The sequence below is a fragment of the Dyella thiooxydans genome (genome assembly GCF_001641285.1).
Classification (GTDB): domain Bacteria; phylum Pseudomonadota; class Gammaproteobacteria; order Xanthomonadales; family Rhodanobacteraceae; genus Dyella_A; species Dyella_A thiooxydans.
In genome coordinates, this window is sequence record NZ_CP014841.1 from 646,614 (window position 1) to 660,412 (window position 13,799).

Annotated in this window: 14 protein-coding genes; 7 read left to right on the forward strand and 7 right to left on the reverse strand. The window is 67.9% G+C overall.

All coding sequences use genetic code 11. The annotated features are described in order from the left end of the window. Window position 1: 1 nt before the first annotated feature. Together cysI and ATSB10_RS02940 are read left to right on the forward strand one after the other, a co-directional pair. Window positions 2-1,696 (forward strand): assimilatory sulfite reductase (NADPH) hemoprotein subunit, encoded by a 1,695-nt coding sequence (cysI, locus tag ATSB10_RS02935; RefSeq protein ID WP_063670356.1) that lies wholly within the window; start codon window positions 2-4, stop codon window positions 1,694-1,696. Continuing rightward, window positions 1,693-2,415, forward strand: coding sequence for a phosphoadenylyl-sulfate reductase (locus ATSB10_RS02940; protein ID WP_063670357.1), 723 nt, complete (start codon window positions 1,693-1,695; stop codon window positions 2,413-2,415). The genes cysI and ATSB10_RS02940 overlap by 4 nt, the downstream gene beginning before the upstream one ends. A 286-nt stretch (window positions 2,416-2,701) precedes the next feature. Here ATSB10_RS02940 and ATSB10_RS02945 read toward each other — a convergent pair whose 3' ends face one another. Further along, a complete protein-coding gene (locus ATSB10_RS02945) occupies window positions 2,702-3,709 on the reverse strand; it encodes a LysR substrate-binding domain-containing protein (RefSeq protein WP_063670358.1) in 1,008 nt (335 codons plus the stop codon). Between the two features lie 259 nt (window positions 3,710-3,968). Between ATSB10_RS02945 and cysG the strand changes: the two genes are divergently transcribed. Both cysG and cysK read left to right on the forward strand, forming a co-directional pair. After that, window positions 3,969-5,438, forward strand: coding sequence for a siroheme synthase CysG (cysG, locus tag ATSB10_RS02950; RefSeq protein WP_063670359.1), 1,470 nt, complete (start codon window positions 3,969-3,971; stop codon window positions 5,436-5,438). A gap of 69 nt (window positions 5,439-5,507) precedes the next feature. Continuing rightward, window positions 5,508-6,449, forward strand: coding sequence for a cysteine synthase A (gene cysK, locus ATSB10_RS02955; RefSeq protein ID WP_063670360.1), 942 nt, complete (start codon window positions 5,508-5,510; stop codon window positions 6,447-6,449). An 84-nt stretch (window positions 6,450-6,533) separates the two neighbouring features. Here cysK and ATSB10_RS02960 read toward each other — a convergent pair whose 3' ends face one another. The 3 genes from ATSB10_RS02960 to ATSB10_RS02970 form a co-directional block, all read right to left on the reverse strand. Next, window positions 6,534-7,856 carry a hypothetical protein gene (locus tag ATSB10_RS02960; protein ID WP_236886478.1) on the reverse strand — a complete coding sequence of 441 codons (1,323 nt, stop codon included), beginning with the start codon at window positions 7,854-7,856 and terminating at the stop codon, window positions 6,534-6,536. 73 nt (window positions 7,857-7,929) lie between these two features. Then, window positions 7,930-9,162 carry a M56 family metallopeptidase gene (locus ATSB10_RS02965; RefSeq protein WP_063670361.1) on the reverse strand — a complete coding sequence of 411 codons (1,233 nt, stop codon included), beginning with the start codon at window positions 9,160-9,162 and terminating at the stop codon, window positions 7,930-7,932. Next, the gene (locus ATSB10_RS02970) at window positions 9,159-9,536 is read right to left on the reverse strand and encodes a BlaI/MecI/CopY family transcriptional regulator (protein ID WP_063670362.1); all 378 of its coding nucleotides are present in this window, start codon (window positions 9,534-9,536) and stop codon (window positions 9,159-9,161) included. Before ATSB10_RS02970 ends, ATSB10_RS02965 begins: the two co-directional genes overlap by 4 nt. A gap of 106 nt (window positions 9,537-9,642) precedes the next feature. On the opposite strand from ATSB10_RS02970, the gene ATSB10_RS02975 reads away from it, so the two are divergent. Both ATSB10_RS02975 and gstA read left to right on the forward strand, forming a co-directional pair. Further along, complete coding sequence (locus ATSB10_RS02975; protein WP_063670363.1) at window positions 9,643-9,864, forward strand: Tsi2 family anti-toxin; 222 nt, start codon at window positions 9,643-9,645, stop codon at window positions 9,862-9,864. Between the two features lie 67 nt (window positions 9,865-9,931). After that, entirely contained in the window at window positions 9,932-10,540 is a 609-nt protein-coding gene (gstA, locus tag ATSB10_RS02980; protein WP_063670364.1) for a glutathione transferase GstA, read from the forward strand. A gap of 91 nt (window positions 10,541-10,631) precedes the next feature. Here the strand turns inward: gstA and ATSB10_RS02985 are convergent, their stop codons facing one another. The 3 genes from ATSB10_RS02985 to ATSB10_RS02995 form a co-directional block, all read right to left on the reverse strand. Beyond that, entirely contained in the window at window positions 10,632-11,255 is a 624-nt protein-coding gene (locus ATSB10_RS02985; protein WP_083966057.1) for a cytochrome c oxidase assembly factor Coa1 family protein, read from the reverse strand. A gap of 147 nt (window positions 11,256-11,402) precedes the next feature. Continuing rightward, window positions 11,403-11,624, reverse strand: a complete 222-nt coding sequence (locus tag ATSB10_RS02990) for a hypothetical protein (RefSeq protein ID WP_063670366.1) — start codon at window positions 11,622-11,624, stop codon at window positions 11,403-11,405. Between the two features lie 83 nt (window positions 11,625-11,707). Next, window positions 11,708-12,040: a GFA family protein gene (locus ATSB10_RS02995; protein WP_335645878.1), complete on the reverse strand. Its 333-nt coding sequence runs from the start codon at window positions 12,038-12,040 to the stop codon at window positions 11,708-11,710. A 219-nt stretch (window positions 12,041-12,259) separates the two neighbouring features. Between ATSB10_RS02995 and tolB the strand changes: the two genes are divergently transcribed. Next, window positions 12,260-13,780 (forward strand): Tol-Pal system beta propeller repeat protein TolB, encoded by a 1,521-nt coding sequence (gene tolB, locus ATSB10_RS03000; protein WP_236886479.1) that lies wholly within the window; start codon window positions 12,260-12,262, stop codon window positions 13,778-13,780. Window positions 13,781-13,799: the final 19 nt, after the last annotated feature.

The window sequence follows — 13,799 nt, forward strand, 5'->3', positions numbered from 1 at the left end:
CATGAGCGATACCGCTTTTCCCCTGTCCGAGATGGAGCGCATCAAGGCCGCCAGCCGGCTGCTGCGCGGAACGATCGAGGAAGGCCTCGCCGACCCGATCACCGGCGCCATCAGCGACGACGACAACAAGCTGCTCAAGTTCCACGGCAGCTATCAGCAGGACGACCGCGACCTGCGCGACGAACGCCGTCGGCAGAAACTGGAGCCGGCGTACGCCTTCATGATCCGCGCGCGCCTGCCGGGCGGCGTGGTGACGCCGGCGCAGTGGCTGGCGTTCGACCGCATCGCCACCGGGCACGGCAACGGCTCGATGCGCATCACCACAAGGCAGACCTTCCAGTGGCACGGCGTGATCAAGCGCCGCCTGAAGCCGACCCTGCGCGCCATCCACGACGCGCTGGCCACCACCATCGCGGCCTGCGGCGACGTGGTGCGCACCGTGGTCAGCAGCGCCAATCCGGAAGTCCCCGACACGCACGCGCTGGCCTACGCCTGGGCGGCGAAGCTGTCCGAGCACCTGGAGCCGCAGACACGGGCGTACCACGAGATCTGGCTGGACGGCGAAAAGGTCTCCGGCGAGGAACACGAGCCGCTGTACGGCCCGACCTATCTGCCGCGCAAGTTCAAGATCGGCCTGGCGATCCCGCCGCTCAACGACGTCGACGTTTTCGCCCAGGACCTGGGTCTGATCGCCATCATCGAGGACGGCGAGCTGTTCGGCTTCAACGTCGCCATCGGCGGCGGCATGGGCGCCAGCCACGGCGACCCGACCACCTATCCGCGGCTGGCCAGCGTGATTGGCTTCGCCACGCCGGAGCAGCTGATTGCCGTGGCGGAAGGCGTGGTGGCGGTGCAGCGCGACTGGGGCAACCGCAGCGAGCGCAAGCACGCGCGCCTGAAGTACACGCTGGACCACCGCGGTCTGGACCACTTCGTCGCCGAACTGGAATCGCGTCTCGGCTTTGCGCTGGCACCGGCGCGGCCTCAGTCGTTCGAGCACAACGGCGACCGTTATGGCTGGGTGGAAGGCGAGGGCGGCCGCTGGCACCTCACCCTGCTCATCGAGGCCGGCCGGCTGATCGACGCCGGTGCGGTGCGCTCGCTCAGTGGCCTGCGCGAATTGGCGAAGGTGCACACGGGTACGTTCCGCATGACCTGCAACCAGAACGTGATCGTCGCCGACGTGGCCGCCGCCGACCGCGCGAGCATCGACGCGCTGGTGGCCGAGTACGGGCTGGACGATTACCGCAAGGCCCGTCCGATCCGCCGTCACGCGGTGGCCTGCGTGGCCCTGCCGACCTGCGGCCTGGCCATGGCCGAGAGCGAGCGTTACCTGCCGGAGCTGCTGCCTAAGCTGGAGGCGCAGCTCGACCGCCATGGCCTGGCCGATGCGCCGATCCTGCTGCGCCTGTCCGGCTGCCCCAACGGTTGCTCGCGGCCGTACCTGGGCGAGATCGCGCTGGTCGGCCGTGCGCCCGGTCGTTACGACCTGCGCCTGGGCGCCGACTTCCGCGGCCAGCGGCTCAACCGGATCTACCGCGAGAACATCGACGAGGCCGCCATTCTCGCCGCGCTCGACCCGCTGTTCGCCCGCTACGCCGTCGAGCGCGAAGCGGGCGAGGGCTTCGGCGACTTCCTCGTGCGCAGCGGCGAGGTCAGCGCACCGCAGAAGATTCCCGCACAGGTGAGCGCGTGAATCCGTCCTACCTCGACGCCGCCGCCCGCGATCCGGCCGTGCTCGGAAGACTCGACGAATGGCTGGGCCGGCTCGACGCGTCGGAGCGGGTGCGCTGGGTGCTGCGCAACGTGCCCGGTCCGCTGGTGCTTTCGTCCAGCTTCGGCGCGCAGTCGGCGCTGATGCTGCACCTGCTGACGCGCGAGCAGCCGGACATCCCGGTGGTGCTGATCGATACCGGCTACCTGTTCGCCGAGACCTATCGCTTCGTGGACCAGCTGGTCGACCGCCTCAAGCTCAACCTCAAGGTCTACCGCCCCGCGATGAGCCCCGCATGGATGGAGGCCCGCCACGGCCGGCTGTGGGAGCAGGGAGAGGCGGGCATCAAGCGCTACAACGAGCTGCGCAAGGTGGAGCCGATGCAGCGCGCACTGGCCGAACTGGGCGCTGCGGGCTGGTTCTCCGGCCTGCGCCGCGTGCAGTCGCGCAGCCGCGAGCAGATTCCGTTCGCCCAGCGCCGCAACGATCGCTGGAAGTTCCACCCGATCGCCGACTGGCGCGACCGCGACGTGGGCCAGTACCTCGCCCAGCACGGCCTGCCGTATCACCCCCTGTGGGACAAGGGTTATGTCTCGATCGGCGACGTGCACACCACGCGCCCGTGGGAACCGGGGATGGAGGCCGAGGAGACGCGGTTTTTCGGGCTGCATCGTGAGTGCGGCCTGCACGAGGCGGTGTAGGCAAGGCGGCCGGCAGCGTCGCTTCGCCCGTTGGATGCGGAGGGCAGGCGACGGATCCGGCATGCGCTGGAATCGAGTCGGGGGAAATTCCTGACCGCGGAACAGGCCAGCCGTGCGGCGGCGGTAGGGTGAGCCCGATCCGGGCGCCACGCGGACCAACCATACTCCGCCAAGCTGTCATGCCAGCGGGCGTCTGCGCCCAGCGACTCCTGGCACGTCCCCGGCTCCGGGAATATCCCGTGCACCTGCCCATATGGGCCGCCGCGGGATCGGCATGAAGCGCCCGTCAGGCCTTCGCGGCCACCTGCTTGCCCCCCGCCTTTACCGCCCGCTCGCGCCACGTCGGTGCTGTGGGCCACTCCACCGCCTCGCCGGCGGACAGATGCCGGGTCAGCGCCCTGCGATCCAGTTGCGGTGCGAAGTCGGCGATGAATGCGAGCGCGAATTCCCGCGGTACGCCGTCCCGCCGCAGCACCACCCAGGTGGTGCACGGAGCGAACAGTGCGTCGGCGGAAAGGATGCGCAGATCCGAGCTGTCCGAGGGCAGCAGGGCCATCTCGGCCAGCACGCCGATGCCGAGGCCGGCGCGCACGTAGGTCTTGATCAGGTCGGCATCCGCCGCGGTCATCGCGATCTGCGGGGTCAGCCCGCGCGATTCGAACGCCCGGCGCAGCGAGGACTCTGGTTTCAGCGACGAGTCGTAGCTGACCAGCGGGTGGGCGGCCAGCTCTTCCAGCGTGGGCGCGCGGTCGAGCGCCGCCAGCGGGTGATCCTTCGGCACCACTACGCGACGTTGCCAGCGGTAGGCGGGCAGGGCGATCACGCCGGCCGGGGGCGCGCCGGCGGTGCTTACCACGGCCATGTCCACACCGCCGCCGGCGAGCAGGTCCATCAGTTCGGCGTCGGCGGCCGGCTGCAGGTGCACGCTCACCTCCGGATACTGCCGGTTGAGCGCGGCAATCGCGCCGGGCAGGGCGAAGCGTGCCTGGGTATGGGTGGTGGCGATACGCAGGGTGCCGCGCGCCTCGTTGCGCAGGTTGGCGGCCACCGACTGGATGTTGCCTACCTCGGCCAGGATCGTCCGCGCGCGCTCGAGTACCTTGCCTCCGGCGTGGGTGATTGCGTCCAGGCTCTTGCCCTTGCGGTTGAACAGCTGGAAGCCCAGCTCCTCCTCCAGTTGCTTGAGCTGCTTGCTCAGGCCTGGCTGGGTCGCGTGTACGCGTTCGGCGGCGAGGGTGATGTTGAGCCCGGAGTCGGCGATCGCGATCAGGTAGCGGAGCTGGGTCAGCGTCATGCGGATGCCCCCGGCGGGCGCGGGCGGGGGCCGGGCTGTACCGGCGGGAGGTCGGTGGGGGTGCCGGCAGGCGGGGTGATCTTCATTTGGACGTCTATACATCTATTTGTTGCGATGCGTCAAGCAGGCGTCGCCCCGGCGCGTTCATAACCGGGTGGAATAAACACCTTTCCACAAATCATTTGTGGACGAGGGGTTGCGTTCCTAGCTTGGCCGGATGCGCTGCCCGACGCGCCCCCCGAGCGAGTAACCGACCGCGATGAAGCTGTATCCCCTGTTCGCCGATCTTCACGACCGCCCGGTGCTGGTGGCGGGGGGCGGCGCCGTGGCCGAGCGCAAGGTGGCGATGCTGCTCGAGGCCGGTGCCCGGGTCACCGTCGGCGCACCGCTGCTGTCGCCGGCGTTGCAGGGCTGGGTCGAGGCAGGGCGGGTCATCCATCGCGCTGGTGCGTTCGAGCCGCGCTGGCTCGATGGGGCGTGGCTGGTGATTGCCGCGACCGATGACCCTCGACTGCACCAGCACATCGCCGGGCTTGCTGCGGAACGGCGGATCTTCGTCAACGTGGTGGACGACGCGGCGCGCTCCAGCTTCCAGGTGCCGGCGGTGATCGATCGGGCGCCCATCACCATCGCCATTTCCAGCGGTGGCGATGCGCCGATGTTTGCCCGGCTGATCCGCGAGCGGCTGGAGACGGTGCTCGATCATTCGCTGGGCCGCCTCGCCGTGCTGGCGTCGAGGCTCCGCAAGCGCATCCGCCTGCGCTATCCAGAACCATCCACGCGACGGCGCTTCTACGAACAACTGTTCTCCGGAACGGTGGCCGACCTGGTCCGCCGCGGCCAGCCGGCCCAGGCGCAGGCCGAGGCCGAGCGCCTGCTGGCTTCGCCAGTCGACGCGCCCCGGGGCAGCGTGGTGCTGGTCGGCGCCGGTCCCGGCGATCCCGGGCTGCTCACGCTGCGTGGTCTGCGCGCGTTGAACGAGGCTGACGTGATCCTGCACGACCGGCTGGTCAGTGCCGAGGTGCTGGCGCTGGCGCGCCGCGACGCCGAGCGCATCGAGGTGGGCAAGCAGTCCGGTCACCACCACACCACCCAGGACGGCATTCATGCGTTGATGCTCGAGCACGCAAGCAAGGGCCGCCGCGTAGTGCGCCTGAAGGGCGGCGACCCGTTCGTGTTCGGTCGCGGCGGCGAGGAGCTGGAGTTCCTGCGTGGCCACGATATCCCCTACGAAGTCGTGCCCGGCATCACCGCTGCCGTGGCATGTGCCGCCTACGCCGGCATCCCGCTCACCCACCGCGATCACGCGCAGTCGGTGCGCCTGCTCACGGCGCACTGCAAGGCCTCGCACGACACGCTGGACTGGCCGGCACTGGCCAGCGAGCGGCAGACCCTGGCGGTGTACATGGGCGTGGCCCAGCTCGAAGCGTTCCAGCAGCGCCTGATCGCGCACGGCCGCGCCGCGTCCACCCCGTTTGCCCTGGTCGAGAACGGCTCGCGGCCGGAACAGCGGGTGGTCACCGGCACGCTGGGGCAGCTTGCGCGACGCGCTGTCGAGCAGGCGGTGAAATCCCCGGCGCTGCTGATCCTGGGCGAAGTGGCGACGCTGGCCGGGTCGCTGGCCTGGTTCGGCGCTCCTCCGGTAGACGAAACGCTGGTCCCACCTCCGGGGTGTGTCGATCGGGTGGCCGATGCCGATCGCCTGCTCGCCGCCATTCACCACGCCTGAACACCTTTCCCCCGGAATAGGCGCACCATCGCCGATTCCGTTCCCACCTTCCGGTCTCAGGAGCGATCCATGATCTACGACAACATTCTCGACACCATCGGCAACACCCCGATCGTGAAGCTGCACCGCCTGGCACCGAAGGGCGTGGACATCTACGTCAAGGTAGAGGCATTCAATCCCGGCGGCTCGGTGAAGGACCGCCTGGCGCTGGCGATTATCCTCGATGCCGAGAAGCGCGGTGTGCTCAAGCCCGGCCAGACCGTGGTGGAGGCCACCTCGGGCAACACCGGCGTCGGCCTGGCGATGGTCTGCGCGGCGCGCGGCTACCCGTTCGTGGCGGTGATGAGCGACTCGTTCTCGGTCGAGCGCCGCAAGCTGATGCGGGCCTACGGCGCCAAGGTGCTGCTGACCCCGGCCGCCGAGCGCGGCACCGGCATGGTGAAGAAGGCAAAGGAGCTGGCCGAGAAGCACGGCTGGTTCTGGGCCAGCCAGTTCGAGAATCCGGCCAATCCCGCGTACCACCGCAGCACCACCGGTCCGGAGATCCTGCGCGATTTCGCCGGCAAGCGGCTGGACTACTTCGTCAGCGGCTGGGGCACCGGCGGCACGCTCACCGGTGTGGGCGAGATGCTCAAGCTGGCGCGTCCGGACGTGAAGATCATCGCCGCCGAACCGGAGGGGGCGGCCCTGCTCGCCGGCAAGGAGTGGCAGCCGCACAAGATCCAGGGCTGGAACCCGGACTTCATCCCGGCCGTGCTCAACCGCGAGGTGTTCGACGAGATCAAGCTGATCCCCGACGAGCGCTCGCGCGAGGTGGCCCGGGCGCTGGCCGCGCAGGAAGGCATCTTCGTCGGCCTGTCCTGCGGCGGCACCCTGGCCGCGGCCTTGGAGGTCGCCAGGGATGCGCCGCAGGGCTCGGTACTGCTGGCGATGCTGCCGGACACCGGCGAGCGCTATCTGTCCACCTACCTTTTCGAAGGCGTCAACGAGGGTTCGGACGAGGTCGAGTAGTTCCCGTCAGCTGTGCATCGGGGAGCCGGGTCGTCCCGATGCACGGCTTCCCGCCAGGTCGCGGCTTGCGGCCTGCTTCGACGTTCAGGGGTTTCCGCCGCGCTTCACCACCAGGTCGCCCTTGCGTGTGCCGGGAACGACAACCCAGCCCGGTTTCAACGTGAGCTTCCAGCCGTGGCCGTGAAGGTCGGACGCATCGACGCTTGCGGCTGACACCGTGGCGATCTTCGCGCGCGGGTCGACCCGCGCATCGCCATCCACCTCGAGCACTCCCCAGTCGTCGTCCAGGCGCAGGGTCGGATAGACGGTGCCGAGGTTCCCCAGTGGTACCAGGGTCTGCGGATTGAACTGGAAGCTGCTGTGATCGAGCGGAAGCACCAGCACCGGGCCGTCGACCAGCTTCGTCTTCAGTTCGGCGAGATGGACGCGCCGCGCCTCGTCGCGCTTCACTTCGCTGGCGCGTAGTGTCCCGTCGTCATAGACCGCCTCCCGCGCCTTGAGCGTGGCGAACGCCGTTGGAGTCAGGTGCAGGGCATGGCCCAGCAACCGATCCAGCCGTTGGCCGGGTACGAAGCGGCGATGCCAGCCCGGATCCGCCAGGTCCAGAAGCAGCCCGTAGGCCGGGCCGGTGGCATAGGCGAACGAGCGCACGAAGCTCGGCGCGTTCACGAAAGCCGTCAGGTCGTGCAGGGCATAACGGATGCGCGCCTGCGGCGTGGCCAGGCCGAGCCGCGTGCCGGTGTATTCGGCGATGCCCTCGTTCGACTCCAGGTCGTTCTCGTTGGTTGCGGCTCCCGGGAACAGCCGGTAACGCTCGCGCCGGAACAACAGCGCATCGGCGATGGCCTGCCGGCGGGCGGCGGTGGTCGGTGCGCGCAGCGCGGCCGCCAATGCCCGCCACTCCAGTTGGATCAGGTAGCGACCCTCCAGGGTGTCAAGATGCCGGTTGTCGCCTTCCACCAGCTTCATCTTCAGCATCGGCTGGATGCGGTGGAACATCTCGTGGGCGAGCATCACCTGCCGCTGATCGGCGTCGCCCTGGACGGGCCAGAGGATCTCGCTCCAACGGAGGCCGGACCACTCGATCGAGGTGTTCGCCAGGATCACCGACGCCGGCAGGGTGCCGGTGAAGACCGCGCCGGATCGCTTCAGCACGCCGTGGCCGTCGGTGCGGTTGGCGACGACGCTGCGGTCGACCGGATCCACCAGCAACATCGGACCGCACAGGCTGTGCCCCCAGAAGGCGCCCGCGTCCCGTGTGCAGATGGCCTTGGCTTCGCCGAGGACGTGGGCGGCACCGGCCGGATCGATCGTGCCGAATGCCGGCGCCGCGGCGAGGAGGGCGGAGGCGGCGAGGCCGAAGGCAAGCGCCTGCCGGGAGCGTCGCGAAGCGAAACCGGATGCCATGGTCGTCCCTCTACGATGTGTGTCGTAGTTTGTACGATGAGCGTCGTAGCAAGTCAATCCGGCACAAGGCCTGCTACGGGCGGCCGTCCCATTCGATGCGATCCTGCGGCGTCACCGTCAGGGCCAGGATCGGTTGCTGCGCGGCGTCCAGCAGGGTGACGCGGTCGCCGTGCTGGCGGATGCGGTCGCGGGCCAGCGCTTGTTGCCCCACAGTGGCGGCGAGCACCTGTCCGTGCCGGATCTGCAACGCGAACGAACCCGCGTCGTCGTGTGCAAGGACGGATACCGTCGGCCCGAAGCTGCTGGCGTGGTAGAGGTCGGCCATCGAGGTGTCGGTTTGCCCCAGCCGCCCTCCGGCCAGCGCCAGCAGGCACAGCGCCGAGAGCGCCAGGGCCACCGGACGTGCACCTGCTGCCGGTGTCCCGGGCACGGCATCGACGCCGAGCAGGCGGTGGATGCGCGCGACGAAATCGCCGTCGCCGGTGACCGCCATCGCCAATGCTGCCGGAGCGCGGTGCCCGACAAGGCGTATCAATCCCCGGGCGAGCGCCAGCGGCGCGGCCCCGTGGCGAAGGGCCTGCACGTCGCAGCGCATCTCGCGTTCGCGCATCACCCGGCGATAGAGCATCCACGCGGCGGGGTGGAACCAGAGTGCCGCCAGCGTGATGCGCTGCAGGAGATTCCAGCGGAAGTCGCCTTGCCTCACGTGGGCAAGCTCGTGCAGCAGCAAGGCCTCGTATTCGGCCTGCGGCAGATGTATCAGGGTGTCGGGCACCAGCACGACCGTGCGCCAAAGGCCGACGACCTGCGGCGAGGCGACCTGTGCCACCTTCACGTCCGGGGTGGCCATTCCCATGCGCCCGCGCGCCAGGCGATGCACGGTGCGACGCAACCCTGCCGGCGCCGGTCGGCAACGCAGACGGGCCAGTTGCCGTGCCTCCCGCACGAGTCCCAGCAGCATGGCCAGGCCACCCGCCATCCACACGCCGGCCAGCAGCAGGGCCAGGGCGAGAAAGCTGCGATAGCTGGCCATCTGCCGCGCCAGTTCCGCCACCGGGGAGCCGTGCGGCGGTGCGATGCTCATGTGGCTCACCGTCCAGTGCAGCACCATAGCGGTGATCGCCGGAAGCACGGCAAGCGCAGCGAGATGGACGCAGGCCAGGCGATGGCGCGCGGCCGGCGACGAGCGCCGGGTGACGCGCTCCCATCCGAACCATGAAAGCATCACCAACGCGCCCTGCAGACATACAGCCGCCAGTCCCCACACTTCCAGCCGTGCGAGGTAGGCGACGGTGAAGAAGCTCACGATCCGCCCTCGAGCTTCTCGATCATCGCCTTGAGCTGGGCGAGTTCTTCCGGTGCCACGGGGCGTGCATCGAGTGCCTGCATGGCCAGCGCCAGCGAGGAGCCGGCGAACGCGCTGTCCATCCAGCCGCGCACCAGCCGGTTGAGGGTGGGGCGCTCGGACACTGCCGCCGAGTAGACGTGCTGGCGGACATCCTCGCTGCGGGTGACCAGACCCTTGGCCAGCATGTTCTGCATGATCTTCAGTGCGCTGGTGTAGCCGGTGTCGGTATCTCCGTAGACGGCTTCGTGCACCTCGCGCACTGTCGAGGGCCCGCGGCGCCAGAGAACCTGGAGGACTGCCAGTTCCGCGGTAGTGGGTGCGGCGGTTTTCATTCGCGCAGCATGCGACGCGGAAGCGGGCCAGGCAAGCAAGCTCACCGCCAGGCAAGTACCGATGCGTTAGGGTCGACAAGTCACGATTCCGGGGACAGGCGAGCCCATGCCCAACATCAGCTATCAGACCCTTATCTGTGCCATCCAGGCGGTGTCCGTGGAGATCCGCAGCCTGCGCGCGGCGCTCGCCGACGGTGACGCCATGCCGGAGGATTACCAGCTGATCGAGGACTGGCAACGTGCTGCCGACGACCTGGAGCGGGCCTACGACGAGGCGGCCAGAACGGTACTCAACCTGCCGCCGTACGATGAACTGGTCGGTGGATAGCGCCAGCGTTTCCGGCACCCGCCTGCAGCGCTAGCATGCGTGTTTCCCCCCGACCCGGAGATCGTGCATGAAGCTCTACTACCTCCCCGGTGCCTGCTCGCTGTCGCCCAACATCGTGGCGCACGAACTGGGCATTACGCTCACGCTGGACAAGGTGGACGGCAAGACCAAGCTCACCGCGTCGGGCGAGAACTTCCTCGAGGTGAACCCCAAGGGCTACGTGCCGGCCATCCGCCTGGACGACGGCGAGGTGCTCACCGAGGGGCCGGCGATCATGCAGTACCTGGCGGACCTGAAGCCGGAGAGCGGGCTGGCCCCACCGAACGGCACGTTGGCGCGCTACCGCCTGCAGGAGATCCTCACCTACATCAACTCCGAGCTGCACAAGACCTTCAGTCCGCTGTTCAACCCGGCCACCGCGGACGAGGCGAGGGCCGAGCGCGTCGAATACCTCAAGCGCCGTTACGGCTACATCGAGAGCATCCTTTCACGTCAGCCGTACCTCATGGGTGACCACTTCACGGTGGCTGACGCCTACCTGTTCGTGGTAACCCACTGGTCACGCGTGATCAAGCTGGACCTGAGCGAATTTCCGGCGTTGCTGGCGTTCCAGAAGCGCATCGCCGAGCGGCCCGCCGTGCAGGCGGCGATGCGTGAGGAAGGCCTGGTCAAGTAACACGGAAGGGTGAAGGGCGCCGCTGCACGGCGCCTTTCGCCCGACAAGCCCCCCATCGTTCGGGGCACCATGCTATGGCGCGTAGCGTCAGCTACTTGGCCGGGTGACCGTCGGCGCCGGTGATATCGATTCGCTGGTGATCCTTTGCGTTTTCCAGCACGGCCTGGTCAAGCCTCCACTGGCCAAGCGCCTCGGTGGCCTTCACGTACAACGTCCCCTTGCCCTGCGGCCCTTCGACGTCGAATACGAGGCTGGCCTCGCCATCGGGTCCGGAGACGCGGATATTGCCGTTGGGAAAGCCACCGGCAATCGGCTGGCCAAGCATCTGCACGGCCGTGGGATTGGCGTTGACGGCCCTGACGGCCATCTCGTAGGCCTCCGAGTTCTTCAGCATCGCGATGATGGCGGCGAACAGGCCGGCCATCATGATCGCGAACAGCCCCAATCCAAGCACACCCCCCAGAGCCCATTTGCGCTGGGTTGCCTTGAACGCCTCGACACTCTCCCAGCGCTTGTTCTGCCAGGCCCAGGCGCTGCCCTTGGCGCCAAGCACGAAGGGCATCGCCATGTTCACCAGCGGCACGAACATCAGGAAGGCGATGAAGGTGTTGTTGCCGATGCCCCAGATCCAGCTGAGCAGGAACGCGCCCCAGTTCCAGCGTCTGATCTCGGCTGGTACGGCGGCAGCGCTGCCGCCGCCTGATGTGTTTTCCATGAACTTCCCCATGGTTGGCAGGCGGATGCCCAGATGAAGCGCTGCGCTGGACCGATGGCGGTATTGCCGGCCTGAACTGGGCGCGCACCGGAAGAGCTGCGTCGTCGGGAGCGCTGGACCCAGCCTCGATGCCTGCTGAATGCCGGTCTAGTGGTTTTCGCTTCTGGCCAGTCGCGCCTGCAGCTCCTGAACCTGCTCCTGCAGCCGGAGCACAGAGCCTTGACCGAGCAGCACGATACCCAGCGCAAAGGCCGCCAGGAGCCAGCCCTCGGCACCCAGGCCGGTGTGCCGTGCAATGGCCGAGCCGGAAAATGAGGCGATGACGACGCCGACGATGGCGGACAGCCCGCCGAGTGCTTTCATATTCATGGGTCTTCCCTGAAGTAGCCTGCCGCGAGGCTACCGCGAATAGCTTACCCCGGGTACTTCGCCGTGCCGTGGCGGGTTACTGCTCAGGCAAAGTGTTCTGCTGCCTCTGGCGGCACCACCCAGCTATGCATGCGTGATTCGTAGACCGAGACCGTCGGTGGCGGAAAGTGCGGATCGGCGAAGGCGCCGACCGGGATGATGACAAAGGCAGGCATGGCCTGGGGTTCGTAGTACACGGTGTCGCCGCACACCGGGCAGAAGTGGAAGATGCAGGTCGTCCCTTCGTCTCCGGTTCGCGCATACCGGGTGGATGTGCCGGAGATGCTGACGTCCTCGCGCCGAAATCGCGCCTGCTCGGCGAAGGGGCCGCCCGTGCGCCGCTGGCAGGCCAGGCAATGGCAGATCGAGATGCGCACCGGATCACCGTTCACTTCGGCGGTGAGCTGACCGCAGCTGCATGAGGCATGGCGTGTTGGCATGGTCGGTACCTGCTGAAAGATGTCCGCGGAACGGCGGATAACCCACGCCGCAATGCTTGCATTGTTTGCGCATGTTGTTGCGATTGTTGCGAATGGCACGCTGCGGTTGGACTCGGATATTGTCATCGTATTGCTGGCACACGGAGGTGTATTTCGATGCAGGACGCCCCCTTCTCGCGTCGCTTCATGCATGGACTGTTTCCCGCGACCCGGTCGATCGAGGTCGTGCCCCGCTGGCGCGATGTCGCCGAAGGTGTTCGGGCGGTGGAGGCCGGTCGTCATCCCAAGGCGCATCGAAGGGTGCGGGTTTTCGGTATTCGCCTCCCGTCTCTGCGGGCAAACGGGATTCGATCCACGCGGCAACCGGTCCATCTTGCCGCCATCGTGCTCCTGATCCTGCTGGGGTGCCTTGTCGGCCCGGTCGGCGCGCAGTCGTTGCACGTGGATATCGTCGGAGGCACCAGGACGGCGATGCCGATTGCCGTGGTGCCGTTTGCCGTGGATGGCAGTTCGCCCTTGCCGACCGACGTTGCCGATGTGATCCGTAACGACTTCAACCGGTCGGGCACGTTTCGCTCGCTGGACAGGAGTGAGATCGTCGAGACGCCGTCGCAGGGCGCGGATATCCATTTCGCCACCTGGCGGCTGCTCAAGCAGGACTACATCGTCGTCGGCCGGGTGACGGATGCCGGCAACGGCATGGTGCAGGTGGCCTACGAGCTGTGGGACGTGAACAAGGGGCAGTGCCTGCTCTCCCTGTCCACGTCGACGGTTCCCGCGGCCGGGCTGCGCGGTGTGGCGCACCAGATCGCCGATGCGATCTACGAGAAGATCACCGGCGTGCGTGGCGCGTTCTGGACACGCATTGCCTATGTCACCGCCGTCGGCTTGGGTGACCACCGCAGGTACTCGCTGATCGTGGCCGATTCCGATGGCTTCGATCCGCAGGTGGTCGTGGGCCATGCGAAGGAGCCGCTGCTTTCGCCCGCGTGGTCGCCGGACGGCAGCAAGCTGGCTTATGTGTCGTTCGAGAGCGGGAATTCGGCGATCTACGTGCAGGACCTCACCACTGGCGCGCGCACTCTGGTGTCCGGCCGCGCAGAGGGAATCAACGGTGCGCCGGCGTGGTCACCGGACGGCACGCGGCTGGCGATGTCGCTTTCCTACCCGGGGAACCCCGAGATCTTCGTGATGAACCTGGCCACGCATCGCGAAACCCGCCTGACCGACAACCTGGCGATCGACACCGAACCGGTGTGGGCGCCGGATGGAAAGAGCCTCTACTTCACCTCCGACCGTTCCGGTCAGCCGCAGATCTATTCGGTCCCGGCGACGGGTGGCGCGCCGACCCGCGTGACCTTCCAGGGCCAGAGCAATTACGACTGTGACGTGAGCTACGACGGCAAGCTGCTGGCGATGGTGCAGGGGAACGACAACGTGTACCGGATCGCCATCCTCGACCGCAGCCTGGGCGATCAGGTGCGTTTCGTGTCACCGGGGCCGTACGAGGAATCCCCCAGCTTTGCGCCGAACGCCAGCATGCTGCTGTATGCCTCCAACGACGGGTCGCACAGCGTGCTGTATTCCGTCTCGGCCGATGGCAGCGTCCGCCAGCGCCTTATGCTGTCCGACGGCGATGTACGCTCACCGGCTTGGGGACCGTTTCGCCCGCGTTGAGCGACCGGCCAGAACAGAA